At 58.6% G+C, this 24,261-nt stretch carries 24 protein-coding genes; 14 read left to right on the plus strand and 10 right to left on the minus strand.

The features are described 5' to 3' along the window. Positions 1–26 precede the first annotated feature (26 nt). The 11 genes from CLV87_RS00925 (at position 27) to CLV87_RS00975 (ending at position 10,942) form a co-directional block, all read left to right on the plus strand. Positions 27–467: a tellurite resistance TerB family protein gene (locus CLV87_RS00925; protein WP_099244179.1), complete on the plus strand. Its 441-nt coding sequence runs from the start codon at positions 27–29 to the stop codon at positions 465–467. Further along, complete coding sequence (locus CLV87_RS00930) at positions 464–1,219, plus strand: phosphate/phosphite/phosphonate ABC transporter substrate-binding protein (RefSeq protein ID WP_099244177.1); 756 nt, start codon at positions 464–466, stop codon at positions 1,217–1,219. The genes CLV87_RS00925 and CLV87_RS00930 overlap by 4 nt, the downstream gene beginning before the upstream one ends. Before the next feature lie 99 nt (positions 1,220–1,318). Further along, on the plus strand, positions 1,319–2,095 hold the full coding sequence (locus CLV87_RS00935) for an ABC transporter ATP-binding protein (protein WP_099244175.1): 777 nt from the start codon (positions 1,319–1,321) through the stop codon (positions 2,093–2,095). 37 nt (positions 2,096–2,132) lie between these two features. Further along, positions 2,133–2,855 (plus strand): transporter substrate-binding domain-containing protein, encoded by a 723-nt coding sequence (locus CLV87_RS00940; protein WP_099244173.1) that lies wholly within the window; start codon positions 2,133–2,135, stop codon positions 2,853–2,855. Between the two features lie 67 nt (positions 2,856–2,922). Next, complete coding sequence (locus CLV87_RS00945) at positions 2,923–3,822, plus strand: ABC transporter permease (RefSeq protein ID WP_286196904.1); 900 nt, start codon at positions 2,923–2,925, stop codon at positions 3,820–3,822. A 91-nt stretch (positions 3,823–3,913) separates the two neighbouring features. After that, the gene (locus CLV87_RS00950; RefSeq protein WP_099244171.1) at positions 3,914–4,720 is read left to right on the plus strand and encodes an ABC transporter permease; all 807 of its coding nucleotides are present in this window, start codon (positions 3,914–3,916) and stop codon (positions 4,718–4,720) included. Positions 4,721–4,813: 93 nt separating this feature from the next. Continuing rightward, positions 4,814–6,160: a glutamine synthetase family protein gene (locus CLV87_RS00955; protein WP_099244169.1), complete on the plus strand. Its 1,347-nt coding sequence runs from the start codon at positions 4,814–4,816 to the stop codon at positions 6,158–6,160. Between the two features lie 35 nt (positions 6,161–6,195). After that, positions 6,196–6,879 carry a type 1 glutamine amidotransferase gene (locus tag CLV87_RS00960; protein WP_099244167.1) on the plus strand — a complete coding sequence of 228 codons (684 nt, stop codon included), beginning with the start codon at positions 6,196–6,198 and terminating at the stop codon, positions 6,877–6,879. Next, a complete protein-coding gene (locus CLV87_RS00965) occupies positions 6,876–8,234 on the plus strand; it encodes a glutamine synthetase family protein (protein WP_099244166.1) in 1,359 nt (452 codons plus the stop codon). The genes CLV87_RS00960 and CLV87_RS00965 overlap by 4 nt, the downstream gene beginning before the upstream one ends. Positions 8,235–8,324: 90 nt before the next feature. Next, entirely contained in the window at positions 8,325–9,632 is a 1,308-nt protein-coding gene (locus CLV87_RS00970) for an NAD(P)/FAD-dependent oxidoreductase (protein WP_099244934.1), read from the plus strand. Positions 9,633–9,733: 101 nt separating this feature from the next. Further along, a complete protein-coding gene (locus tag CLV87_RS00975; protein WP_099244164.1) occupies positions 9,734–10,942 on the plus strand; it encodes a DegT/DnrJ/EryC1/StrS family aminotransferase in 1,209 nt (402 codons plus the stop codon). 53 nt (positions 10,943–10,995) lie between these two features. On the opposite strand, the gene phaR is transcribed toward CLV87_RS00975, so the two are convergent. The 3 genes from phaR to CLV87_RS00990 all read right to left on the minus strand — a co-directional run bounded on the left by phaR (position 10,996) and on the right by CLV87_RS00990 (position 13,876). Beyond that, the gene (phaR, locus tag CLV87_RS00980) at positions 10,996–11,559 is read right to left on the minus strand and encodes a polyhydroxyalkanoate synthesis repressor PhaR (protein WP_099244162.1); all 564 of its coding nucleotides are present in this window, start codon (positions 11,557–11,559) and stop codon (positions 10,996–10,998) included. A 95-nt stretch (positions 11,560–11,654) separates the two neighbouring features. Continuing rightward, a complete protein-coding gene (gene xseA, locus CLV87_RS00985; RefSeq protein ID WP_099244160.1) occupies positions 11,655–13,214 on the minus strand; it encodes an exodeoxyribonuclease VII large subunit in 1,560 nt (519 codons plus the stop codon). Between the two features lie 53 nt (positions 13,215–13,267). Next, positions 13,268–13,876 carry a glycine-rich domain-containing protein gene (locus tag CLV87_RS00990; RefSeq protein ID WP_099244158.1) on the minus strand — a complete coding sequence of 203 codons (609 nt, stop codon included), beginning with the start codon at positions 13,874–13,876 and terminating at the stop codon, positions 13,268–13,270. Between the two features lie 70 nt (positions 13,877–13,946). Here CLV87_RS00990 and purD point away from each other — a divergent pair, with 70 nt between their 5' ends. Then, positions 13,947–15,209, plus strand: a complete 1,263-nt coding sequence (gene purD, locus CLV87_RS00995; RefSeq protein WP_099244156.1) for a phosphoribosylamine--glycine ligase — start codon at positions 13,947–13,949, stop codon at positions 15,207–15,209. A gap of 146 nt (positions 15,210–15,355) precedes the next feature. Here the strand turns inward: purD and CLV87_RS01000 are convergent, their stop codons facing one another. After that, positions 15,356–15,910, minus strand: coding sequence for a 5-formyltetrahydrofolate cyclo-ligase (locus tag CLV87_RS01000; RefSeq protein ID WP_099244154.1), 555 nt, complete (start codon positions 15,908–15,910; stop codon positions 15,356–15,358). Between the two features lie 9 nt (positions 15,911–15,919). Then, the gene (gene mgtE / locus CLV87_RS01005) at positions 15,920–17,305 is read right to left on the minus strand and encodes a magnesium transporter (protein ID WP_099244153.1); all 1,386 of its coding nucleotides are present in this window, start codon (positions 17,303–17,305) and stop codon (positions 15,920–15,922) included. A 134-nt stretch (positions 17,306–17,439) separates the two neighbouring features. On the opposite strand from mgtE, the gene guaD reads away from it, so the two are divergent. Continuing rightward, positions 17,440–18,738 (plus strand): guanine deaminase, encoded by a 1,299-nt coding sequence (guaD, locus tag CLV87_RS01010; RefSeq protein ID WP_099244151.1) that lies wholly within the window; start codon positions 17,440–17,442, stop codon positions 18,736–18,738. Positions 18,739–18,742: 4 nt separating this feature from the next. Here guaD and CLV87_RS01015 read toward each other — a convergent pair whose 3' ends face one another. The 4 genes from CLV87_RS01015 to CLV87_RS01030 form a co-directional block, all read right to left on the minus strand. Continuing rightward, positions 18,743–19,168 carry a CAP domain-containing protein gene (locus CLV87_RS01015; RefSeq protein WP_235871796.1) on the minus strand — a complete coding sequence of 142 codons (426 nt, stop codon included), beginning with the start codon at positions 19,166–19,168 and terminating at the stop codon, positions 18,743–18,745. A gap of 23 nt (positions 19,169–19,191) precedes the next feature. Next, positions 19,192–20,532: an 8-oxoguanine deaminase gene (locus tag CLV87_RS01020; RefSeq protein WP_099244149.1), complete on the minus strand. Its 1,341-nt coding sequence runs from the start codon at positions 20,530–20,532 to the stop codon at positions 19,192–19,194. Positions 20,533–20,611: 79 nt separating this feature from the next. Next, positions 20,612–21,412 carry a histidinol-phosphatase gene (gene hisN / locus CLV87_RS01025; RefSeq protein ID WP_099244930.1) on the minus strand — a complete coding sequence of 267 codons (801 nt, stop codon included), beginning with the start codon at positions 21,410–21,412 and terminating at the stop codon, positions 20,612–20,614. An 85-nt stretch (positions 21,413–21,497) separates the two neighbouring features. Continuing rightward, complete coding sequence (locus CLV87_RS01030) at positions 21,498–21,869, minus strand: helix-turn-helix domain-containing protein (RefSeq protein ID WP_099244147.1); 372 nt, start codon at positions 21,867–21,869, stop codon at positions 21,498–21,500. A 287-nt stretch (positions 21,870–22,156) separates the two neighbouring features. Between CLV87_RS01030 and CLV87_RS01035 the strand changes: the two genes are divergently transcribed. Then, positions 22,157–23,125: an NADPH:quinone oxidoreductase family protein gene (locus tag CLV87_RS01035; RefSeq protein ID WP_099244145.1), complete on the plus strand. Its 969-nt coding sequence runs from the start codon at positions 22,157–22,159 to the stop codon at positions 23,123–23,125. Between the two features lie 78 nt (positions 23,126–23,203). On the opposite strand, the gene CLV87_RS01040 is transcribed toward CLV87_RS01035, so the two are convergent. Further along, the gene (locus CLV87_RS01040) at positions 23,204–24,181 is read right to left on the minus strand and encodes a Gfo/Idh/MocA family protein (RefSeq protein ID WP_099244143.1); all 978 of its coding nucleotides are present in this window, start codon (positions 24,179–24,181) and stop codon (positions 23,204–23,206) included. Positions 24,182–24,261 lie beyond the last annotated feature (80 nt).

The following is a 24,261-nucleotide window of genomic DNA, read 5'->3' on the forward strand; positions in this document are numbered from 1 at the left end:
CCCAATCGCCCCCTATATGTCATCCCATGTTTGGATCCTTCTTTGCCCGCCTGACCGCCGCCCAGCCCGGATCGCTTCCGGCTGAGGATTGTCGCCTTGCCTTGACCGCGCTTTTGGTGCGGGTTGCCCGCTCTGATGGGCATTATGACAAGGACGAACAGGCGCGCATTCTTGAGGTGACGCAGGCGCGCTATGAGCTGTCAGAGGCGGATGCGTTGACTTTGCGTAGCGAAGCCGAAGCGCTGGAGGAAGAAGCCCCAGACACCGTGCGGTTCACCCGCGACATCAAAGAGGCGGTGCCGATCGAGGAACGTGTCAAGGTAATCGAAGCGCTCTGGCAGGTGGCCCTGGCAGATGGTCAACGCGACGAACACGAAGATGCCTTGCTTCGACTGGTTGCCTCGATGCTTGGCATTAATGACCGCGACAATGCGCTGGCGCGTCAAAGGGTTGAGCGCCAGTCATGATCGCCACCCTCCCCATGTATGACCGCCCTGAAACCATGGCGACAAATGACAGACTTTGGGGTTTGATCCGCGAAGAATTGGGTTTTGGTCCGGATGAATTAACCCGGTCAGATGATCTTTGGGACCTGTGGACCTCACCCGATCTGGTTCTGGCTCAGACCTGCAACCTGCCCTATCGGTTGCGTTTGCATGGCAAGGTGCAGCTCATTGGTAGCCCTGATTACCAACTGCCCGGCTGTCCGCCGGGGTATTACAATTCGGTGCTGATCGCGCGTGCAAATGACCATCGCTCTCTGCCCGAGCTTTTGGCCGCGCGGGTTTTGATCAATCAGGATCACAGCCAATCCGGTTTTGGCGCCCTTTGGTTTCATGCCGCCGATCTTGGCACCCAGCCGAATGTGACCGGTGAGACTGGCGGGCATGTCAGATCTGCCCATGCGGTGGCCGAAGGCCATGGTGATCTCGCGGCCCTCGACGCCATGAGCTGGCGTTTGATCAAACGTCACGATCCCCATGCCGCCGAGCTGCGCGAAGTGGCTCGCACGGTGCCAACCCCAGCCACGCCATTCATCACCAGCCTGTCGCAAAACCCCGCTCTGATTCGGGCTGCGATGCAACGCGCCATTGCACGACTCGATGAAAAAACACGCGAAGCGATCTCTTTGTATGCAATTTGTGCACTCAAGGAGTCGACCTATCTGGACCTTCCAAACCCGCCAGCACTGCAATTTGCGCAGGTTAACGCCTCGTAAACCCTCTTTTGACTGCACTGAACGGGCGTTTTGCGCATTGCATCGGGTTTGAGTTTTGCTGCACTCTGCCCGGCAACGCCCATTTGCCTAAGGTGCTCCGTGACTGCCAGCAGCCCCGTTATCGAAATTCGCAATCTCCACAAAGCCTATGGGTCATTGGAGGTCTTGAAAGGGGTCGACATCACCGCCCATGCCGGCGACGTGGTGTCCTTGATCGGCTCATCCGGCTCTGGAAAATCCACCTTGCTGCGTTGCTGCAACCTGCTTGAGGACAGCCAGCAGGGCGACATCCTGTTCAAGGGCGAAGCCGTGACCTGGAAAGGTCAGGGATTGGCCCGCGTGCCCGCGGACCCAAAACAAGTGCTGCGCATTCGCACAAACCTGTCGATGGTGTTTCAGCAGTTCAACCTTTGGGCCCATATGACCATTCTGCAAAACGTTATGGAGGCTCCGGTCACTGTGCTGGGCCGTGACCGCGATGAGGTCGAAGCGGCAGCGCGCAAGTATCTCGACAAGGTTGGGATTGGCGACAAATGCGATGTCTATCCGGCGCAGCTTTCGGGGGGGCAGCAACAGCGCGCGGCGATTGCGCGCGGATTGTGCATGGAACCCGAAGCGCTGCTGTTTGACGAACCCACCAGCGCGCTGGACCCGGAATTGGAACAAGAGGTTGTCAAAGTCATCAAGGATCTGGCGCAAGAGGGGCGCACGATGCTGATCGTGACTCATGACATGAAGATGGCCGCCGATGTGTCTGACCATGTGGTCTTTCTTCATCAGGGGCTTATCGAAGAAGAGGGCGCGCCAGATCAGCTGTTTGGCGCACCAAAATCAGAGCGGCTTCGGGGTTTCCTGAAATCAACCACTCACATTTAGAAAGGCCCGGGTAAGGGTCAAAACTAGGGAGCGAACTATGAAAAACCTACTGATCGGAACAGCAGCCCTTGCCATGATGGCGGGCGCGGCCTTTGCCGAAACCACCGTGCGTCTGGGCACCGAGGGGGCCTACCCTCCGTATAACTTCCTCAACGATGCGGGCGAAGTTGACGGGTTTGAGCGCGAGCTGGGTGACGAGCTGTGCAAGCGCGCCGAGGTGACCTGTGAATGGGTGACCAATGATTGGGACAGCATCATTCCCAACCTGGTTTCCTCGAACTATGACGCGATCATCGCGGGCATGTCGATCACAGCCGAACGCGCCGAAGTCGTTGACTTCTCGCAGAACTACACACCTCCATCGCCCTCCGCCTATGCGGCCATGTCTGACGATGCCGACCTGAAGGGCGGGATCATCGCGGCACAGACCGGCACAATCCAGGCCAACCACGTGGTCGATACCGGCGCAACCCTGCTGGAATTCCCGACACCGGATGAAACCATCGCAGCGGTAAAATCCGGCGAGGCTGACGCGGTTATCGCCGACAAAGACTATCTGATCCCAGAGGTCGAAGCCGCTGCTGAGCTGAAATTCGTTGGCGAAGACGTGCCTTTGGGCGGCGGTATCGGCATGGCCTTCCGCAAGTCCGACCCGGAACTGCGCGGCAAGTTCGACGCGGCGATTGCCTCGATGAAAGAGGACGGCACGCTGAACGAAATGATCATCAAATGGCTGGGCGAGGAATCTCCCCGCTTCTGATCCGTGATCGGGGCGCGGCTCGCGCCCCCTTTTGACATGACGCGACGGGGAATGCCCCGTCGCCAACATGACGAGGTCCGTCATTTTCGGCTATTGCGCAAATCCCGAAACGCTGGAAGGCATTGCCTGGCTGTCGTGCTTTTTGACGACGGGCAAACACATGTCTTTCTATGTGTCCTTTGGCACGGTCCTTCTCTTGTTGGCGATCACCGCGCCCACCGCTTTGCTGTTCGGTTTTGGCGGAGCATCGGCGGCGCGTTCGCGTATTGCGCCTCTGTCCTGGTTTGGTCGCGGCTATATTGCAGTGGTGCGCGGCGTGCCGGATATCGCGTTTTTCCTGTTCTTTGTCATAGCCTTGGATCAGGGTTTTGAATGGCTGCGCCATCAGGCGCTATGCCCCGATTGGGACGAACCCATCCGGCAGGGCAATGATTTTGTGGTTTGCGCGGCGGCCAAGCTGCCTCTGTCAACGGCAGATCAATGGGTACATGAAGTCTATGGATTTTTCCTTGCGGTGCTGACCTTTGCCATCGTCTTTGGAGCCTTTGCCGCCAATGTGTTGTTTGGTGCCATGCGCGCAGTGCCCCATGCGCAGCTGGAAACCGCTGCCGCCTATGGTATGACGCCGCGCCAAACCTTCTGGCGCGTTTTGGTACCACAAATGTGGGTCTATGCCCTGCCCGGCCTGTCCAACCTTTGGATGGTTTTGATCAAAGCCACGCCGCTGCTGTTCCTGCTCGGCGTCGAAGACATTGTGTTCTGGGCGCGTGAATTGGGTGGCTCCAAAACAGCGCGCTTTACCGATTACCCACACGGGGATTGGCGCATGTGGTATTTCCTTGGCCTGTTGGTGTTCTACCTTGCCTTCACTAGGGTGTCCGAGATTGTGCTGGATCGGTTGATGAAGCGCCTGACCCGGGGACAGGCCACAGCAGGTGGTGAAGCGCAACGAAAGGCGGCGGCATGAACGGCGCGGTTGAATTGGGGCGCTGCCCCGCCCCGAGCAAGCTCGGGACTCCCCGGGATATTTTTGGCCCAGAGAAACAGGGGCGTGGCGCATGAGCTGTTGGCAGACGATTGCGGATTATGGGCTGCGGTCCTTGGGCTATGGCGAGCGGTTGTTGCCGCGCGGCGATTTTACCCTGTGCCAACAATTCACCCTGATCGGGTCCGGCATGATCTGGAACATCTATTTTGGCGTGCTGGCGCTGTTGGCAGGGTTCTTTTTGGCCACCGCCTTGGCCCTGGGCAAGGCGAGCCGGGTTTGGCTGCTGCGCAAAGCTTCAGAGTGGTTCATCTTTGTGTTTCGCGGCTCGCCGCTGTTTATCCAGTTCTTCTTTGCCTATTTCCTGTTTGTGTCGTTGAAAAGCGCGGTTCCAGCGCTGGCTCCTTTCACCGCCGCCTGGCTTGGGGCGCTGGTGGTGCTGTTCCTGAACACCGCCGCCTATACCGGTGAGATTTTCTATGGCGCTCTCCTGTCGATCCCCAAGGGGGATACCGAGGCGGCGGATGCCTATGGGTTTTCAGGCTGGAACAAGTTTCGCAAGATCACCTGGCCGACCATGCTGCGCCTGGCCTGGCCCGCCTATACCAATGAAGCGATCTTTTTGTTTCACGCAACGACGCTGGTGTTCTTTTCCGGATTTCCAGCGCTGAGGCAGCGCGGTGATGCCCTTTACTACGCCAATTACTTTGCCGACAAGACCTTTAACCCGTTCATCCCCTACCCCATCCTCGCCGGATATTTCATCCTGCTGACACTGGCGGTAATCGGAGTTTATGGGGTTGTGAACGCGCGGTTGAACCGGCATTTGCCACGAAATGACCGTCCTAAGCTGAAAATTCGACCAAAGCTCATTCGCTAAGGTCAAGCTGGGCGGCAGAGCTGTGGAAGGCTCTTGCCAGCGAGAATTTGCGCGCCTAGAGTGAATTTGATCAAATTATTCGACAGGTGACTCATGCCCGCCCTGACCGCAGACTGGCTTCGCGCCCATCCGCAAGCCCGCACCATTCGTGCAGCTGCCTGTGATCTGAACGGGGTGGCACGGGGCAAGCGTATGCCGATCCCCAGCGCCGAGAAAGTGCTGAAAGACGGCACGCGCTTTCCCATGTCGGTGCTCAATCTCGACATCTGGGGAGAGGATATCGAAGACAGCCCGCTGGTTTTTGAGACCGGTGACAAAGATGGTCAACTGTTCCCGACGGAGCGTGGATTTGTGCCCATGCCCTGGCTCGATTCCCCCAGCGCCTTGCTGCCGATCTGGATGTTTCACGAAGATGGCCGCCCCTATGAGGGCGACCCGCGCCATGCGCTGAACCGTGTGGCGCAACGCTACAAGGACAAGGGGCTGACACCGGTTGTTGCGGTTGAGCTGGAGTTCTTTTTGATCGATGACAGCTCGCGCAAATTGCAGGTGCCGGTCAGTCCAAAATCGGGCAAACGCCGCCAGGCCGCCGAGATCCTGTCAATCCGCGCGCTCGATGCTTTTGATACCTTCTTTACCGAGCTGTATGACGCCTGCGAATCCATGGAAATCCCTGCAGATACAGCAATTTCCGAGGCCGGGCTGGGACAATTTGAAATCAACCTTGTCCACGTGGCCGACCCGCTGCGCGCGGCTGATGATGCCTGGCTGTTCAAACAATTGGTCAAGGGGCTGGCGCGCCGCCATGGGTTTGCGGCCAGCTTTATGGCCAAGCCTTATGAGGATTATTCCGGCTCGGGCATGCATGCGCATTTTTCGGTGTTGGATGCAGAGGGCAAGAACATCTTTGATGATGGCGGGGCGAAAGGAACCGACGCTTTGCAGCATGCAATCCAAGGCTGTCTGAGTGCCCTGCCCGACAGCGCGCTGATCTTTGCCCCTCATGCCAATTCCTATGATCGGCTGGTGCCGGGCAGCCATGCGCCGACCTCGGTTTGCTGGGCCTATGAAAACCGCACCGCCGCGATCCGCGTGCCCTCGGGCGCGCCCGCCGCACGCCGGATCGAACATCGTGTCGCCGGCGGGGATGTGAATCCTTATCTGGCGCTCGCAGCGATTTTGGGTGCGGCACTGAACGGCATTGAAGATGGGCAAATGCCCCCGGCACCAATCACCGGCAATGCCTATGATCAAAAACTTGATCAGATGCCAGGCAGCTGGGCCGAGGCCATCGACCGGTTCGAAAACAGCCCCGAAATTGAACGCATCTTTGCCCCGACCCTCATTCGCAACATGCTGATGACCAAAAAGCAGGAAATGCGCGATATGGCCGAACTGACACCGGCCGAACAGGTCGAGATCTATCTCGACACGGTGTAACTTGTTATGAAACCGGCGACAAAGACAGGTGCCACATGAAAATCGGCATATTGCAAACCGGGCTCGTCCCCGAAGATCTCGTCAGCGCCTTTGGCGAATACCCGCAAGTGTTTCAGGATCTCCTGGCCGAACACGGCTTTGACTTTGACAGCTATAGCGTGGTGCGCGGTGAATTCCCCTCTGGCCCTGAGGCGGCGGATGGTTGGCTGATCACCGGGTCGCGCCACGGCGTCTATGAGGATCACGACTGGATCCCCCCGCTTGAGGAGTTGATCCGCGGCGCGGTTGCCGCAGATCGTCCGGTGGTCGGTGTTTGCTTTGGTCATCAGATCATCGCGCAGGCCCTGGGGGGGCATGTTGAGAAATTCAAGGGCGGTTGGGCGATCGGTCCGCAGGACTATGAGCTGAACGGCGAAACCGTGACCGTGAATGCCTGGCATCAGGATCAGGTCATCACCCCGCCCGAGGGCGCGGAGACTGTTGGCAGTAATGCGTTTTGCCAACATGCAGCGCTTCTTTATCCGGGCAAGGCCTATTCCGTGCAGCCCCATCCCGAATTCAGCGATGCCTATACGCAGGCGCTGATCGACACGCGTGGTCCGGGCCTGGTGCCGCAGGACATTCTGGATAGTGCCGCCAAGCGGCTGGGCGCGCCTCTGTCTCAGGCCAAACTGGCTGCGCAATTTGCCTTGTTTTTCCGCGAAGGGAGGATCTCATGAGTGACTGGTTGACCAGCCTGCCTGAGGCGGCACAGACCTATCTGGACGGGCAACGCCTGGACGAGGTGGAATGCATCGTGTCGGACCTGCCCGGCATCGCGCGCGGCAAGGCCGTGCCAGCGTCGAAATTCGCCCGTCAAAAGCATTTCCACCTGCCGGATTCGATATTTTTCCAAACCATCACAGGGGGATGGGGCGAGGCTGCTGATGAGGATGGCTTTATCGAAAAGGACATGCTGCTGCGCCCGGATATGACCACGGCCACAGCCGCGCCCTGGACCGGTGACTGGACCTTGCAGGTCATTCATGACGCCTTTGACCGCCATGGTGAGCCTATCCCTTATGCACCGCGCAATGTTTTGAAACGGGTTGTTGAGCTCTATCATGCGCAGGGTTGGAAACCGGTTGTCGCGCCTGAGATGGAGTTCTTTTTGATCGCGCGCAACCTGGATCCGGCGCAGGATATCATGCCGATGACGGGCCGCTCTGGCCGCCCGGCGGCCGCGCGCCAGGCCTATAGCATGACGGCGGTGGATGAATTTGGTCCGGTGATCGACGATATCTATGATTTTGCCGAGGCGCAGGGGTTTGAGATTGACGGCATCACCCAAGAGGGCGGGGCCGGGCAGTTGGAGATCAACCTGCGCCACGGGGACCCAGTGAAGCTGGCCGATGAAGTGTTCTATTTCAAACGCCTGATCCGCGAAGCCGCGCTGCGCCACAATTGCTTTGCCACTTTCATGGCCAAACCCATCGCCGAAGAGCCGGGCAGCGCCATGCATATTCACCATTCGGTGTTGGATATGGAGACCGGGCAAAACATCTTTGTCGGCCCGCAAGAGGGGGAGACGGATGCGTTTTTCCACTTTATCGGTGGATTGCAGAAACACCTGCCCTCGGCAATTGCCGTGCTGGCCCCTTTCGTGAACTCGTATCGCCGATATGTGCGTGACCACGCCGCGCCGATCAATCTGGAATGGGCGCGGGACAATCGCACCACCGGTATTCGTGTGCCGCTATCCGAGCCTCAGGCACGTCGGGTGGAAAACCGCATCGCCGGGATGGATTGCAACCCTTACTTGGGCATCGCGGCCTCGCTGGCCTGTGGCTATCTAGGGATGATGGAAAAACAACGCCCTTCGGCGCAATTTCGCGGCGATGCTTATGAGGGCGAAACCGATATTCCCCGTGTTCAAGGGCAGGCCCTGGCGCTGTTTGAACAGGCCACGGATTTACATGCGGTGCTGGGCGAGGATTTTGCCCGCGTCTATTCCATCGTGAAACGCGCGGAATATGAGGAGTTTTTGCAGGTGATTTCCCCTTGGGAGCGGGAGCATTTGTTGCTCAACGTGTAGGGGGCGCTGCCCCGTCCCGAGCAAGCTCGGGACTCCCCGGGATATTTTTGGCCCAAAGAAACCGCGAAGAGATATTTGGGAGCTGTGCGCGTGAACCTGCTATTTGCCAATGACAAGAGAGGTGCCTTTCCGGCAAGTTGGTATGCCGCGACTGCAGGGGATGCGCCGGATTATGATCGGCTGCGCGGCGAAACTCGCGCAGATGTCTGCATCATTGGCGGCGGGTTTACCGGCCTGTCGGCGGCCCTTCACCTGGCTGAGGCCGGGCTGGACGTGGCTTTGTTGGAGGCACATCGGGTCGGGTTTGGTGCCTCGGGGCGCAATGGCGGGCAGTTAGGCTCGGGGCAGAGGCAAGATCAACAAGAGTTGGAGCGCATGATTGGCCGTGATGCGGCGCGGCGCATGTGGGAGCTTGGGCAAGACGCCAAGGCGCTGGTGCGCGATCTTGTAGTAAAGCATCAGATTGAATGTGCGCTGAAGGATGGGGTGGCCTGGGCGGCGAGTTCGGAAAAGTCTCGCCGTTGGACCCATGATTATGCGGCGTTTTTGCAGGAACGCTATGACTATCCGATTGAGGCGCTGGATGCGGCGGATTTTGCGCAAATCTGCCCATCGCCGGATTACCAGGGGGGTATGCTGGATATGGGCGCGGCACACCTGCACCCGCTGCGTTTGGCCCAGGGTTTGGCCCGTGCAGCCCACACCGCCGGGGCGCGGATTTTTGAGCATGCCCATGTGCATGACGTCAACCCCAATGCGGCAGGTAAAATCCGCATCGCCACGGATCAAGGTCATGTGCTGGCCGATCATCTGATCTATGCCTGTAACGGCTATCTCGGCGGCTTGGAGCGCAAAGTCGCCGCGCGGGTCATGCCGATCAACAATTTCATTGTCGCAACAGAACCGTTGGGCGCGCGCGCGGCAGAGGTTTTGACCCGTGACATTGCTGTCGCAGATGACCGATTTGTGGTGAATTATTTCCGCCTGAGCGAGGATAAGCGTTTGCTCTTTGGCGGGGGCGAAAGCTATGGCTATCGCTTTCCTTCGGATATTCGCGCCGTGGTTTCAAAGCCAATGTTGCAGGTTTTTCCAGGCCTTAGGGATGTAAAGCTGGATTATGCCTGGGGTGGGACGCTGGCGATCACCATGAAACGCATGCCTTATCTGGCCCGCCTCGCCCCAAATATCCTGTCGGCTTCGGGCTATAGCGGGCATGGGTTGGGCAATGCTATTCAGGCGGGCAAATTGATGGCCGAAGCTGTGCGCGGTCAATCCGCGGGCTTTGACGCCTTTGCAGCCTTGCCAACAACCCGCTTTCCTGGCGGGGCCGGGTTCCGCACGCCGCTGCTCAGCCTCGCCATGAGCTGGTACGCGATGCGCGACCGGCTGGGCTTCTGACCGCGCCCCAGTGTCATTAACTTTTCATGTCCAGGTAGTGGATTTCTCTTGGTGTGCGCAGGCCACTAGTTTAAGAATATTCAAAACTGAAATTCAGGAAAATGAAATCCATGCTTCCGAACATGCACGATGCCGAGCCGATCCCCGAAGCCGCCCGCGCCGAAATTGACCGGCTGCTGCAATCCGGGGATCTGTTTCGCTACCACGCGCCGCAAGATGCGCCGGTGGCCCTGTTGGAACAGGAATTCGCCGCCGCTCTGGGCAGCAAGTACGCTTTGGCTGTGTCGAGCTGTTCGGCGGCGCTGTTCCTGTCGCTGAAAGCACTGGATCTGCCACGCGATGCCCGCGTGATGATCCCCGGCTTTACTTTTGCCGCTGTGCCGTCGTCGATCGTGCATGCGGATTGCATTCCGGTCCTGTGTGAAGTTGGCGAGAATTACCGCATCGACATGGCGGATTTTGAGGCCAAGATTGATGGCGTTCAGGCGGTGATCATCTCTCATATGCGCGGTCATACTTCGGATATGGACGCGATCATGGCGCTGTGTGAGGCACGCAATATTCCGGTGATCGAGGACGCGGCCCATAGCCTGGGCACCACTTGGCATGGCAAGAATATCGGCACGATTGGCAAGATCGGCTGCTTTAGCTTTCAAAGCTACAAGATGATCAATGCTGGCGAAGGCGGGATCATGGTCACCGATGATGCCGAGATCGTGGCGCGTGCGGTCATCCTGTCGGGTGCTTATGAGCATAACTGGCGCAAGCATATGGATCGCAAGGATAATTCCGCTGAGTTGGAAGAGGCCTTTGCCAAGTGGCAAAACAAATTGCCGCTGTATAACCTGCGCCTTTCCAACCTGGCTGCTGCGGTGATCCGCCCGCAAATTCCTGTGCTCACATCGCGGGTATCTGCCGGGCGGCGCAATCATGATCGGGTGGCAGAGCAGATCAATCAGAGCCCCTGGATCACCGTGCCTGCCAAGCTAGGGCCGGAGAATCGCGCGCCGGATTCGCTGCAATTCAACCTCTGTGGCATGTCCGATGAGGATGTGCATGGGTTTGTGGCAGCGGCTGAGGCTCTGGGCGTCAAGGTTCAGGTCTTTGGCCTGACCAATGACAATGCCCGCGCCTTTTGGAACTGGGAATTCCTGCCTGAGAAGTTTGACCTGCCCAAGACGCGCGCCATGCTGATGCGGGCCTGTGACACGCGTCTACCGGCTCGTTTGAGCGAAGCGGATTGCGACGCGGTGGCGGCTGTTCTGATGCAGGCCGCGACCCAAGTCATGGAGCCGGTTGCAGCGGAATGAGCATGAAAAAGGTGGGGTAAAACCCCACCCTACATCTTGCTGGCCAGGACAGTTTACTTGTCGAGCTTGGACAGTTTGTCCTGCAGATCGCTCAGCTGTTTGCGGATCGCTTCGAGGTCTTCGCCCTCTTCCGGAGCATCCTGTCGTGGTGCGGTAGTGCCCGCCATGCCCCCGGTCATCGCTTTTAGAAACGCCTCTTGCTGTGCTTGCAGCGCCTCAAAGCCCGGCATATTGGCCATGGGGTTCATCGAGCCCATCGGGTTCGCTGCACCCATGTTTTCCATCCATTTGGACTGGCTGTCACGAAACATCTCGAAGCTGGCCGCCAGGAATTGCGGCACTGTGCTGCCTGCCTGACTGGTATAGCTGCGCACCAGATCGGTCAGCACATTGATCGGCAAAACGCTTTCGCCTTTGCTTTCATGTTCGGCCACAATTTGCAGCAGATATTGTCGGGTCAGATCATCACCCGACTTCAGGTCGATAATCTCGACATCCCGACCATCCCGGATAAAGCCCGCGATATCCTCCAACGTGACGTAGTCGGAGGTTTCCGTATTATAAAGCCGCCGACTTGCGTAGCGCTTAATCAATAACGGCTTGTCTTGTTCAGCCATCCTCGCCTCCCCTGCGATGCAGCAACGCAGCAAAGCTTATGCGAGCGCAGAACAAAAAGAAAGCCTGTCAAAAGGATAGCGACATATTCGTCGCGTCAGAACAAGCTGCCTTGTGTCGGTTTCGGTGGGTTCGGCGGTTTTTTCGCCGGTTTTCGGGCTGTTTGTCCGCCCCCCACGGCCAGGCGACCATCGGCAAATTCGATCTCGAGCGCCGAGGCTTTCTTTGCATCCGCAGCGCTGGTCACCACATTGCCGTCCCCATGCACTACCGCATAGCCGCGGCGCAGCGTTTCCTTGTAGCCCAGGGTTTCGCGCAACCGATCCAAGGCATCCAATTTGGCCCGCGCATCTGTTATGCGGGTATTCTGGCTGTCATCCAATCGGCGCGACAAGGTGACAAGCCGTTCTGATTGCAGAGAAATTTCCCTGAGAATTGGGCGGTCAGACAAGCGATTGCCCCGCTGCGCCAACGCCTCGCGCCGGGTGTCCACCAAGCGTTGCAAGGCCGGGTGCAGACGGCGCGCGCGCTCATCCAGCTTGTTGCGTTCGGTGACAATGGCACGGCTCAGTACGCCAGGACGCAGGCTGCCCGCGCTTTCAGACAGGCGCAAACGTTGGCGATCCACCAAGCGACGCAGCGCGGCGGGGAGTTTGTCGCCCATCACGTCCAACCGTTGCCGTGGCCCCTCGAGCAGGGTTTCAGCGCGCGGCAAGGCACGGCCCAGATCCCGCAACCGCTGACCGCGTTGTTCAAGACGCTGCTCAACTGCGCGAGTCATGCGCGCGTCAAAATCCCGCAACCCGGCCAGCAACTCCATGCGCACCGGCACCGCCAATTCCGCCGCTGCAGTGGGTGTTGGGGCGCGGCGGTCCGAAACATAGTCGATCAAGGTCGTATCGGTCTCATGCCCCACCGCCGAGATCAGCGGAATGTCCGAGGCCGCCGCGGCACGCGCCACGATCTCTTCGTTAAAGCCCCAGAGGTCTTCGACCGAACCGCCACCGCGTGCCACGATCAGCAGATCGGGTCTGGGCAAGGCACCACCCGGGGTGAGTTGGTTAAAGCCATTGATCGCGCGGGCCACTTCGGGCGCGCATTTCGCGCCCTGCACGGCAACGGGCCAAACCAGCACCTTGCGCGGGAAACGGTCGCGCAGGCGGTGCAGAATATCGCGGATCACCGCCCCCGAGGGCGAGGTCACAACACCAATGATTTCAGGGAGATAAGGCAAAGGCCTTTTGCGCGCCGGATCAAACAGCCCTTCGGCCTGCAGCTGCGCCTTGCGCTTTTCCAGCATCGCCATAAGCGCCCCTGCCCCGGCGGGGCGGATCTCTTCCAGGATGATCTGATACTTTGACTGACCGGGAAAGGTGGTCATCTTGCCGGTGGCGATGACCTCCATGCCTTCTTCGGGCTGGGTCTGCTGGCGGGCGGCCACGCCCTTCCACATGATCCCCGCGATGACAGATTTGTCATCCTTGAGGTCAAGATACACATGCCCCGAGCGCGGACGGCTGACCCGCCCGACCTCGCCACGCACGCGGACAAAGCCAAACTCACCCTCAATCGTGCGCTTGACCGCGCCGGAGAGTTCCGAAACCGTGAATTCCGGAGCGTTGTCCGATGTGTCCGGGGTATCGTCGAAAAGGTCCATGCTCTGCCTCGATGCAAATGTCAGGCCAACTTATGCTGTTCACAGGTCAGTGGCTAGTCGCCTCCGCAACCACCACCATCTCCGCAACTTCCTCCACTTGATAGGCCTTTACGACGCGGTCTTCGATCCCATAACCAAAGATAGATACCCAGCGCTCCAATACCCCCTATGATCGCAATATCCGTTCTTTCAAAGATCAGGCCACCAATACATGCGACCCAAAGAACGAATTGTGCCAAGTCTAAGACTTCCTGAAAGCGAACAGCTCGCCAATACCTCTCAAGTGGCGTTACCCCGAACTCTGCCTCATACAACGCCAAGGTTTCTGCAAACTGCGGATCATCCTTTGGTGCAGGGCCGCCGGGAATATGGTGAAGTTTACGCCCCAAAACATCTGGGCAAAAACGATCCCAATAATCCTGGGTCACAGTCAGGTGAATATGCCAAACCTCGTCGACATAAGAAGATGGCCGCATCTGCCCTGGCGCGATCACGCACAGATAGACAAATCGCCGGTACTCTTCGACCAATGCCTTGGCATCGGTCAATTTGTAACCGGTCTTTTCTGCGACGTACTCTTCAAACTCCTGACCATCGACCTTTGGAAATTGATATGTCTCAATCCGTGTCCACAGGTCCAGGTCACTCAAAGAACCATTCATTGCGACTACTCTTGCCGTTTTACGTTGCGGATATTAGACCGCGTCCAACGGATACCAAGGGGACCATGCAATGAACATCCTAATTCTCGGTAGCGGCGGGCGTGAGCACGCTTTGGCATGGGCGGTGTTGCAAAACCCCAAATGTGACAAGCTGATCGTGGCCCCGGGCAATGCCGGGATTGCGCAGATCGCCGAATGCGCGGCGATGGATGTCAATGATGGCGGTGTGGTGGCGGAATTCGTCAGCGAAAACGCCATTGATCTTGTGATCATCGGGCCAGAAGCCCCCTTGGCCGCCGGTGTTGCGGATCGTTTACGCGAAGCGGGTGTGTCGGTCTTTGGCCCGTCTGCAGCAGCGGCGCGGCTTGAGGCCTCGAAAAGCTTTACCAAGGAAATCTGCGACGCAGCCAATGCCCCGACAGCGGGTTATGGACATTTCAAAGAGGCTGAGGCTGCAAAAGCCTATGTCCGCACCCAAGGCGCGCCGATTGTGGTCAAGGCTGATGGTTTGGCAGCGGGCAAAGGCGTGATCATCGCCGAAACCGTGGCTGATGCAGAAGCGGCGATTGACGATATGTTTGGCGGCAGCTTTGGCGCGGCGGGTGCTGAGGTTGTGATCGAAGAATTCATGACCGGCGAAGAGGCGTCTTTGTTTGTACTGGTTGACGGCGACACCTGCCTGCCCGTGGGCACGGCGCAGGATCACAAGCGCGTTGGCGAAGGCGATACCGGGCTGAACACCGGCGGGATGGGGGCCTATTCCCCTGCCCCGGTTTTGAATGATGATGTGCTGGCCAAATGCATGGACGAGATCGTGCGCCCGACCATGGCCGAGATGGCCAAGCGCGGCACGCCCTATTCCGGTGTGCTTTATGTCGGTTTGATGATCGAAAACGGCCAACCGCGTCTGGTGGAATATAATGTGCGATTTGGCGACCCGGAATGTCAGGTTCTGATGCTGCGACTTGGCGCGCAGGCGCTGGACCTGATGCAGGCCTGCGCCGAAGGGCGTTTGGAAGAGGCGCAGGTGACCTGGGCAGATGATCACGCCATGACCGTTGTGATGGCGGCAGAGGGTTATCCTGGGTCTTATGAAAAGGGCACGGTGATCAAAGGCTTGGACGCGCTGGTCGAGGATAGCTTTAACGTGATGTTCCATGCGGGCACCTCGAAGTCAGAGGCGGGTATTGTCGCCACCGGCGGACGTGTCTTGAACGCCACGGCGCGCGGGGCCAGCCTGCAAGAGGCGCGTGACCGTGCCTATGCCATGGTGGACGCGGTGGATTGGCCCGAAGGGTTTGTGCGCCGCGACATTGGCTGGCGCGCACTTTAAGGCCGTAGCGGTAGACGGTACCCGGGTTGAAACCTGACGGTTTCCGCGTGCCGCGGGCGGGTTGGGGGGGGCTCGCCCCCTCTGGGCCCTAAAGGGCCCATTCACCCCCAGGATATTTCTGGCCCAGAGAAACTAAAGGCTGGGCGTTACGGGGTGAGAACGCCCTGTTCCGTGATGATCAGGTCGAGCGGTTGATCGGTTGGCTCGAGCGGGAGCTCATCTGCCTGTTGCGCGGCGAAGGCAAAGCCGACCGCCAAGGTTGGGCGTTTCGCCCGCAGCAATTCCAATGAACGATCATAAAAGCCGCCACCATAGCCAAGACGCCCGCCCTCGCGCGTAAAGGCGACCAGCGGGACAATGACGATTTCAGGTTCAATAAAGTTGAGCTTGGCCGGAATCTGAGCGCCAAACGGACCATCTTGTAACGCGCAATCAGGCTCCCATAGCGCGAATTTCAACGGTTGCCCGGCCCCGATGATCACCGGAACAGCGACGGGGCCATGGGCTGCGGCCTCTTCCATCGCGGCGAGCGGATTGATCTCGGTCCGGATCGGCATATAGCCTGCAACCGGAACCCCGCGATGCCCAGCGAGAAACGCGCTGAGATGGCCTGCTTTGCCCGGTTGGTTGAAGGTAAAAGCCTCTTTGCGTCGCGCAAAAGCCGCCTTACGTGCGGCGGCTTTTTCCTGTTCCAGATCCATCTCTTACCCCTATAGCAAGACCAAAACCGCCAGCCCGAGAAAGGCGAAAAAGCCCACCACATCTGTCACGGTGGTCACAAACGCGCCCGAGGCCAGCGCCGGATCAACCCCGGCCTTTTCAAGAACCACGGGGATGGCGATTCCGGCAAGCCCGGCGACGACCAGATTGATCACCATTGCGGCAGCGATCACCCCGCCAAGCGCGGGTGAGCCGAACCAGATGACGCCAACCACACCCATGATCACCGCAAAGGCGATGCCGTTGACCAGGCCAACCAAGACCTCGCGCCGTACCACACGCCAGAGGTTAGCTCCGGTCAAATCTTTGGTGGCCAGGGCCCGTACCGCCACTGTCAGCGACTGCGTGCCCGCATTGCCGCCCATCGAGGCAACGATCGGCATCAGCACCGCCAAAGCCACCAATTGCGAAATCGCTTCTTCGAATTGTGCAATGACAAGCGAGGCCAGAACTGAGGTGATCAGGTTGACGCCGAGCCAAGGAAAACGGCGTTTGGTGGTGTCGATAACCCGGTCAGAGAGGCGGCTTTCGCCGTCTACACCGGCGAGGCGCAGGATATCCTCTTCGTTTTCCTCATCCAGCACCGCCATGGCGTCATCGATGGTGATCACCCCGACCAAACGGTCATTTTCATCCACAACGGGCGCGGAAATCAGATGATATTGGTTGAAAGCATAGGCGACCTCGCCCTCTTCCTGCATCACTGGGATGGTCTGAAACGTCTCTTCAGCGATGCTTGTCAGCAAGACCTCGCGGCGCGAGGACATCAGCCGCCCAAGCGTCACATTGCCCACCGGGCGCAGACGCGGATCGACCAGGACCACGTGGTAAAACTGCTCTGGCAAATGCTCTTGTGCGCGCAGGAAATCAATGGCTTCACCGACATTCCAATGGTCGGGGGCCATAACGACCTCGCGCTGCATCAAACGCCCGGCAGAGAATTCCGGGAAGGTCAGCGATTGCTCGACAGCGGCGCGGTCGCTGTCTTCGAGCGCGTCCAGAATCGCCTCTTGCTGCGGTTCGTCCAGATCTTCGACCAGATCGACAACGTCGTCGGTTTCCAATTCCCGCACCGCCTCGGCCAGGACCTGTGGGTGCAGGATTTCGATCAACTCTTCGCGGATCGCATCATCAAGTTCCGACAGGATTTCCCCGTCGAATTCCTGACCGTACAGCTTGACCAGCCGCATCCGGTCAAAGGCGTTGATCTGTTCCAAAAGGTCGGCAATATCCGCCGCGTGCAGCGGCTCCATCAGCTCGATCAGCGCATCACGATCATCGCAGTCGACAGCATAAAGAACCTTGGCCACGTCCTTGCGATCCAAGGCATATTCCCCGTCACTCTCAGCCACTTGTTTCGTGATGTCATCAAGCATGGGCACCTCCGGAGAATCCTGACCCGACTTTAGGGCAAGCCGTGGGGAGGTAACAGAGAGGTTGCGAAAAGATCGCAGATCAATGTAGCTATTGTGGTCGCCAATTGCGGCGATGCACGTTTCCGGAGCCCCCTATGTCAGAAGCCACCTTGCATCTTGGTCAGACCCTGCGTTTTGACGGCGATCCCTTTGTCGACGGGTTGGCGGCTGCGCGACATGAAACGCGCGGTGCGCTTTTGGTCGAGAATGGCAAGATCCAGGCGGTTGGCCCGGCGGCGGACCTGCGCGCGGCCTATCCTTGGGCGGATCAGGTGGATCATGGCGATGGGCTTTTGCTGGCCGGGTTTGTCGATGCGCATGCGCATTACCCGCAAACCGGGATTATCGCCAGCTGGGGCAAACGGCTGATTGACTGGCTCAACAGCTATACGTTCCCCGAGGAAATGCGATTTGGCGATCGGGCTTATGCAGATGAGGTGGCGGGGCGCTACCTTGATTTATTGCTGGCCAATGGCACGACAAGCGTTTGTTCCTATTGCACAATTCACCCCTCTTCGGTGGATGCGTTCTTTTCCGCGGCTGCCGAGCGTAATATGCGCGTGCTGGGGGGCAAGACCTGCATGGATCGAAACGCGCCCGAGGGGCTGCAGGATGATGCCAAGTCCGCTTACGATGACAGCCGCCGCCTGCTGGAGCATTGGCATGGGCGCGGACGTGCCTCCTATGTGATCACGCCCCGGTTTTCGCCCACGTCAACACCGGAACAATTGGAGGCCTTAGGCGCGCTTTGGGCCGAGCATCCCGATTGCCTGATGCAGACCCATCTCAGCGAACAATTGGACGAAATCGAATGGGTCAAAGGCCTGTACCCGCAGGCGCGCGACTATCTAGACACCTACGAAAGCTTTGGAATGCTCGGGGAAAAGGGCCTTTATGGCCATGCAATCCATCTGGAAACCCGCGAAAAGGCCAAGCTGCGCGAGGTTGGTGCCTCGCTGATCCATTGCCCGACTTCCAACACGTTTATCGGTTCCGGGCTATTCGACATGGCGGGTTTGAAATCGGCAGGGCAGATTGTTGGGCTCGCCACAGATACCGGTGGCGGGTCGTCCTTTTCCATGTTGCGCAGCATGGCGGCAGCCTATGAGATTGGGCAATTGCGCGGCACGCCTCTGCACGCCGCCGAATTGCTCTGGCTCGCTACAGCTGGCTCGGCCCGTGCCCTGCATCTGGACAATTCTATCGGCAATCTGGGCGTTGGGATGGAGGCGGACTTCATTGTGATGAATCTCGCCTCGACCCCCGCTATTGCGCAGCGCTCCAGCCGCGCCAAGGACATCTGGGAAACGCTGTTTTCCACCATCATGATGGGGGATGATCGCGCGATTTCAGAGACTTACGTTTCCGGGTCCCGAGTCGCCGCCAAAAGCTAAGACCTTAGCAACCAGACGTCGCCAGCACCATCACCCAATAATTGCCCGGCGCTTTGACCAAGCCATATTCGGTCACGCGCTTGTTCAGCATATTGCGGCGATGCCCCTTGGAATTTGCCCAAGCGGCCATGACCTCGGTCAGGCTGCGCTGGCCGTGCGCGATATTTTCCGCCACCACACAAGGCCCGTATCCGGTGCGTCGCACACGCGTCATCACCTGCGACCCATCTGAGCCCTTGTGGGAAAAAAACCCGTTGCGCGACATGTCCATCGCATGGGCCATCGCCGCCTTTTCCAAGCGGGGAGACGGCTGAACCTGCCCTAACCCTTTTTCAGATCGCATACCGTTCAACATCTGCCGCGCCTGCTGCGCTGAGGCAGGCAGGCCCAAAGCCATTATCACGGTCAAAAGCAAAGCAAAGCGCAGCATGTGGCGTTCCCAACAAATTCCGGTCAGATCTTCTCTCGCAGAGAATGGGCTAACTGATTCTGTTTAACAATGGCCTTTTCCAGATCAATTGTTGTGATCTGACCGTCTTTGACCACATGTCGCCCCTCAACCAGTAGATGTTTGACCTTCATCGGACCCGCAAGCAAAAGCGCCGCCGGATCCCAACTGCCCGCGGCCTCAATCGTTGACATATCCCATAGCGCCAGATCGGCCCGTTTGCCGACAGCGATCTGGCCGCATTCATCCCGCCCCAAAACCTCGGCCCCGCCGCGCGTGCCGATATACAACGCCTCGCGCGCGCTCATCGCGTCGGCACCATTGGCCACGCGCTGCATCAGCATGGCCTGGCGCGCCTCGGCTGCCAGATTCCCGGAATCATTGCTGGCCGACCCGTCAACGCCATAGCCAATCTTAACCCCTTGGTCGCGCATCTGGCGCACCGGCGCAATACCCGAGCCAAGGCGGCAATTCGAACAGGGGCAATGGGCGACACCAGTCTTGGTTCTCGCAAATAAATCAATTTCTTGCCCATCGAGTTTCACGCAATGCGCATGCCAGACATCATCGCCAACCCAGCCTAGGTCTTCGGCATATTGCCCGGGTCGGCAGCCGAATTTCTCCAGGCTATAGGCAATATCTTCGTCGTTTTCCGCCAGATGGGTGTGCATCATCACCCCCTTGTCGCGCGCTAGCAGGGCGGCATCCCGCATCAACTCGCGACTGACCGAAAACGGCGAACAGGGGGCGACGCCGACACGGACCATCGCGCCCTCCCGCGGGTCGTGAAAAGCGTCGATGACTCGGATGCAATCCTCGAGAATGGCCTGCTCCCGTTCGACCAGGCTGTCGGGGGGCAATCCGCCATCGCTTTCCCCAATGCTCATGGCGCCGCGCGTCGGATGGAAGCGGATTCCGAGCTCACCCGCTGCGTGTATCGTATCCTCAAGCCGGCTGCCGTTTGGATAAAGGTAGAGATGGTCCGAGCTCATCGTGCAGCCGGATAACATCAGCTCGGCCAAGCCGATTTGCGCCGAGGTGAACATCTCTTCCGGGCCAAAACCTGCCCAGATCGGGTAGAGCGTCTGCAACCAGCCAAAGAGCAGCGCATCCTGCCCGCCGGGCACGGCCCGGGTCAACGTTTGGTACAGGTGATGGTGGGTGTTGACCAAGCCGGGTGTTACCAGACATTTCGAGGCCAAAATCACCTGCCCCGAGCTGCGCAATCCCTGCCCGATTTCCGCAATCACACCGTCGCGCAAACGAATGTCGCAACCTGCCAGTTCCCGCGCCTGATCATCCATCGTCAGGGCAAGCTGGGCGTCGCGGATGAGAATTTCTGTCATCACGATCTCCGCCCTTTTCGGTATGTGAAAATCTGCGGGACGCCAGAAAAGGGAAGGACGCGTCGCCAGCTAGGACAGTTTAGCGCTGCTTTTGCAGCACTGCCAAGGCCTCAGCGTAGATTTTGGCATTTGCGGCGGCAATAACCTGCCCGCCCTCATACGCAGGCTCGCCCTGCCAATTCGTGACAATCCCGCCCGCCGCTTCGATCACGCCTATCGGTCCCTGAATGTCATAGGCGTTTAATCCAGCTTCGATCACCAGATCCACCTGCCCCATGGCCAACAACGCATAGGCATAGCAATCCATCCCATAGCGCACGAGTTTCACTTGCTCGGCCACGCGATGAAAACTGAGCCGCTCCTGCTCGGTCCCAACCTTTGGAAAGGTTGTAAAAAGGATTGCCTGATCAAGGGATTGCGTCGTTCGGGTTCGCAGATCTCCGCCTCCATGTGGGCCGCGCCACTCGGCTTTGCCCAGACCACCAATGACCCGCTCGCCAATATAGGGTTGGTCAACAATCCCAAGGATCGGACCAGTATCATTCGAAACAGCGATCAAAACACCCCAAGTCGGTGTCCCAGACAGAAAGCCGCGCGTGCCATCAATGGGATCAAGCACCCAGATCAGGCCCGAACTTCCCTCTTGATGTCCGTATTCTTCGCCAAGGATCGCATCCGTTGGGCGGCGTTTGGCCAGAATAGCGCGCATGGCCCGTTCTGCCGCCCGGTCCGCTTCAGTCACCGGGTCAAACCCGCTGGCCAGCTTGTTATCAGCTTGCAAATCCGCCGCGCGGAAATACGGCAAAATAGCTGAGCGTGCGGCATCAGCCATCGCCTCAGCCGTTTCAATCAGCTCCGCTGCTAGATTTTGCGATACCATGCCCACCCCCTGTTTGCGGTTTGTCACCGTGCTAACCGAGGGTCGCCTAATGCTCAAGCCAGCATTACAACTGGCTCGCTCACGATCAGGCTACGTCAGACAGAACCCGCGCCAGTTCGAACAGGCGGCGACGCTGGTTTTCCGGAATGGCATAATAGGAACGCACCAGATCCAGCGCTTCTTTGTCACCCAGAATATCGGCTGGTACATTGTCTTCTTTAGGTTCGGCAGCGCTATCGCTTTCGATCCCTTCAAAGAAGAAGCTGACCGGCACTTCCAAAGCATCGGCGATGTCCCAAAGACGCGACGCGCTGACACGGTTGGCCCCGGTTTCGTATTTCTGGATTTGCTGGAATTTGATCCCAACCTTTTCGGCCAGCTGTTGCTGAGTCATTCCCACCAGCCAACGGCGGTGACGAATGCGTTTGCCGACATGTACATCTACAGGATGCGCCATTTTGAATTTCCCGTTCTTTGTTTCATTGCCGGGCCAAAGGGCGCGACACGTGTCGCTGCATGCTCAACCCGAACCTGTGCGCTTCATAGCATGATGTGCTACTGCAAAAATGAGGTTAAAATCAAGCCGCACACTGACCTAAAGATGGTGGAATTGCTAACAAAACAACACAAAGTTGCAATTTCACCGTCATTATCCCCATTCTGACCCCTAATTCTCCTCTCTTGGTGCCATTTGACAGGCCCTGTTGGATTCGGCACTCATGCGCGCAACAATCGGAGATCCCAATGCGCGCCTTTCGACTCACCTCACACGAATCCCCTCCCGCAATCACAGATTGTCCTACACCCGAGCCAAAATCCCAAGAGCTGTGTTTGCAAATCGCTGCCTGCGGGCTGAATTTCGCCGATCTTCTGATGATGAAGGGCACCTATCAGGACACGCCCGACCTCCCCTTCACGCTCGGTCTTGAGGTCTCAGGCCGGGTGACGGCCATCGGCAGTGAGGTCACAGATTTCGCCATTGGTGATCGGGTGGCAGTCTATGGTGGCCAGGGCGGTCTCGCAGAATATGGCTGCTTTGACGCCAGCCGCGCGGTCAAACTGCCCGACAGCATGGGCTGGGTCGATGCCGCGGCGTTTCAGATCGCCTATGGCACCTCGCACCTCGCGCTCGATCACCGCGCGCGCATGTTACCCGGGGAAAACCTTCTGGTGCTCGGTGCCGCCGGGGGCGTCGGTTTGACGGCTGTGGAAATTGGCAAACTCATGGGGGCCACTGTCATCGCCTGCGCCCGCGGAACAGACAAGCTTGACGTGGCCAAAGCCGCCGGAGCTGATCATCTGATCGACGCCAAAACCGACGACATTCGCGCCATAGTGAAATCTCTGGGCGGGGCTGATGTGGTCTATGATCCAGTTGGCGGCGACCAGTTCGAAGCCGCCTTTCGCGCATGCAACCCCGAGGCGCGCCTAATCCCCATCGGCTTTGCCTCCGGTGACGTGCCGCAGATCAAAGCCAACCACCTGCTGGTCAAAAACCTGTCCGTGCATGGGCTCTATTGGGGCGGCTACCTGTCCTTCCGCCCCGATGTTCTGACCAAATCACTCGAGCAGTTGATCGCCTGGCATGGCGAGGGCAAGCTCAAACCGCATGTCTCGCATGTCCTGCCCCTTGAGCAAGCCGGCGACGGTATGGAGCTTTTGCGCGGCCGCAAATCCACTGGCAAGGTTGTCATCCAAATCGCCGATCTCTGACCCAATAGGCGCGCAGGCTGGAGGGTGGGCCGCTGCCCCAAAGGGGCAGTCGGGGCACACTCCAGCCCGCGCCGCAGATCACGCGCTTTCCGCTTCCCACACCATGTCAATCATGGCCTGTGTGCCGCGGCTGAACTCCAACGGGCAGGCATAGCCCGCCCCGTCCAGAACGGCTGCATTAAACGCTTCGACCTGGTGGACATAATGATTGTCCGCCGGATAGCGGATCGTCTGCATTTCCATCCCCTCAGGCCCCGCACTCTGCAGTTCAATCCGCGCTTCACCATAAAGATTGGCGTTAAACGGCGCGCTCAGGCGCATCACGCCTTTATCCCCGTGAAAGACCATTTCCTGCCAAGGTGCCATGCGCATCGACACCACCCCCGTGTAATGAAAGCTCGGAAACTGCGCAGTAATATGGCTCCAGACATCCACCCCATTTTCGCGCCGCACTTCGGTGCTCAGGATCTTTTCTGGCTCCTCCCCGGTCAGGAATCGCGCAGCGCCATAGATATAAACCCCAATATCCGGGATCGCCCCGCCGCCCTTGCTGGCATCATTGCGGATATTCTGCGTATCGGCGGAATTGTCATAGGAAAACGCCCCACTCACTCGGATCAGCTTGCCAATCGCCCCGCTCTCGTACAGCGCTTTGGCGCGTTTCCATTGCGGGTGATGCACAATCATATAGGCTTCAGCGGCCATAACACCGCTCTCATCGCGCTTGGCAATCACTTTGTCAAAATCGGCACAGCTCATTGCCAGAGGCTTTTCAACCAAGACATGTTTGCCCGCCTCCATTGCCTTCAACGCCCATTCCACATGCAAATGGTTGGGCAATGGAACATAGACCGCATCCACCTCCGGATCAGCCAAGAGCGCCTCATAACTGTCATGAACGCGCAGCCCCAGCGCGATTTCCTCAAACGGCTTGGCCTTGTCCGAACTTGACGTGGCCAAAGCCACCAGCTGTCCGCGCCGCGCGGCGTTGATCGCCGGAGCCATATGCTCACGCGCAAACTTGGCCGCGCCCAAAACTCCCCATCTGACCACCATGGCTCCCCCCTATTATTTTGCGATCAAAGAAAATGTTAGCGCCAAACTAAAGCAGGCCTACGCAAAAGCAAGGGCCTCCT

The organism is Pelagimonas phthalicica, assembly GCF_004364805.1.
In the GTDB taxonomy this organism is placed as follows: domain Bacteria; phylum Pseudomonadota; class Alphaproteobacteria; order Rhodobacterales; family Rhodobacteraceae; genus Pelagimonas; species Pelagimonas phthalicica.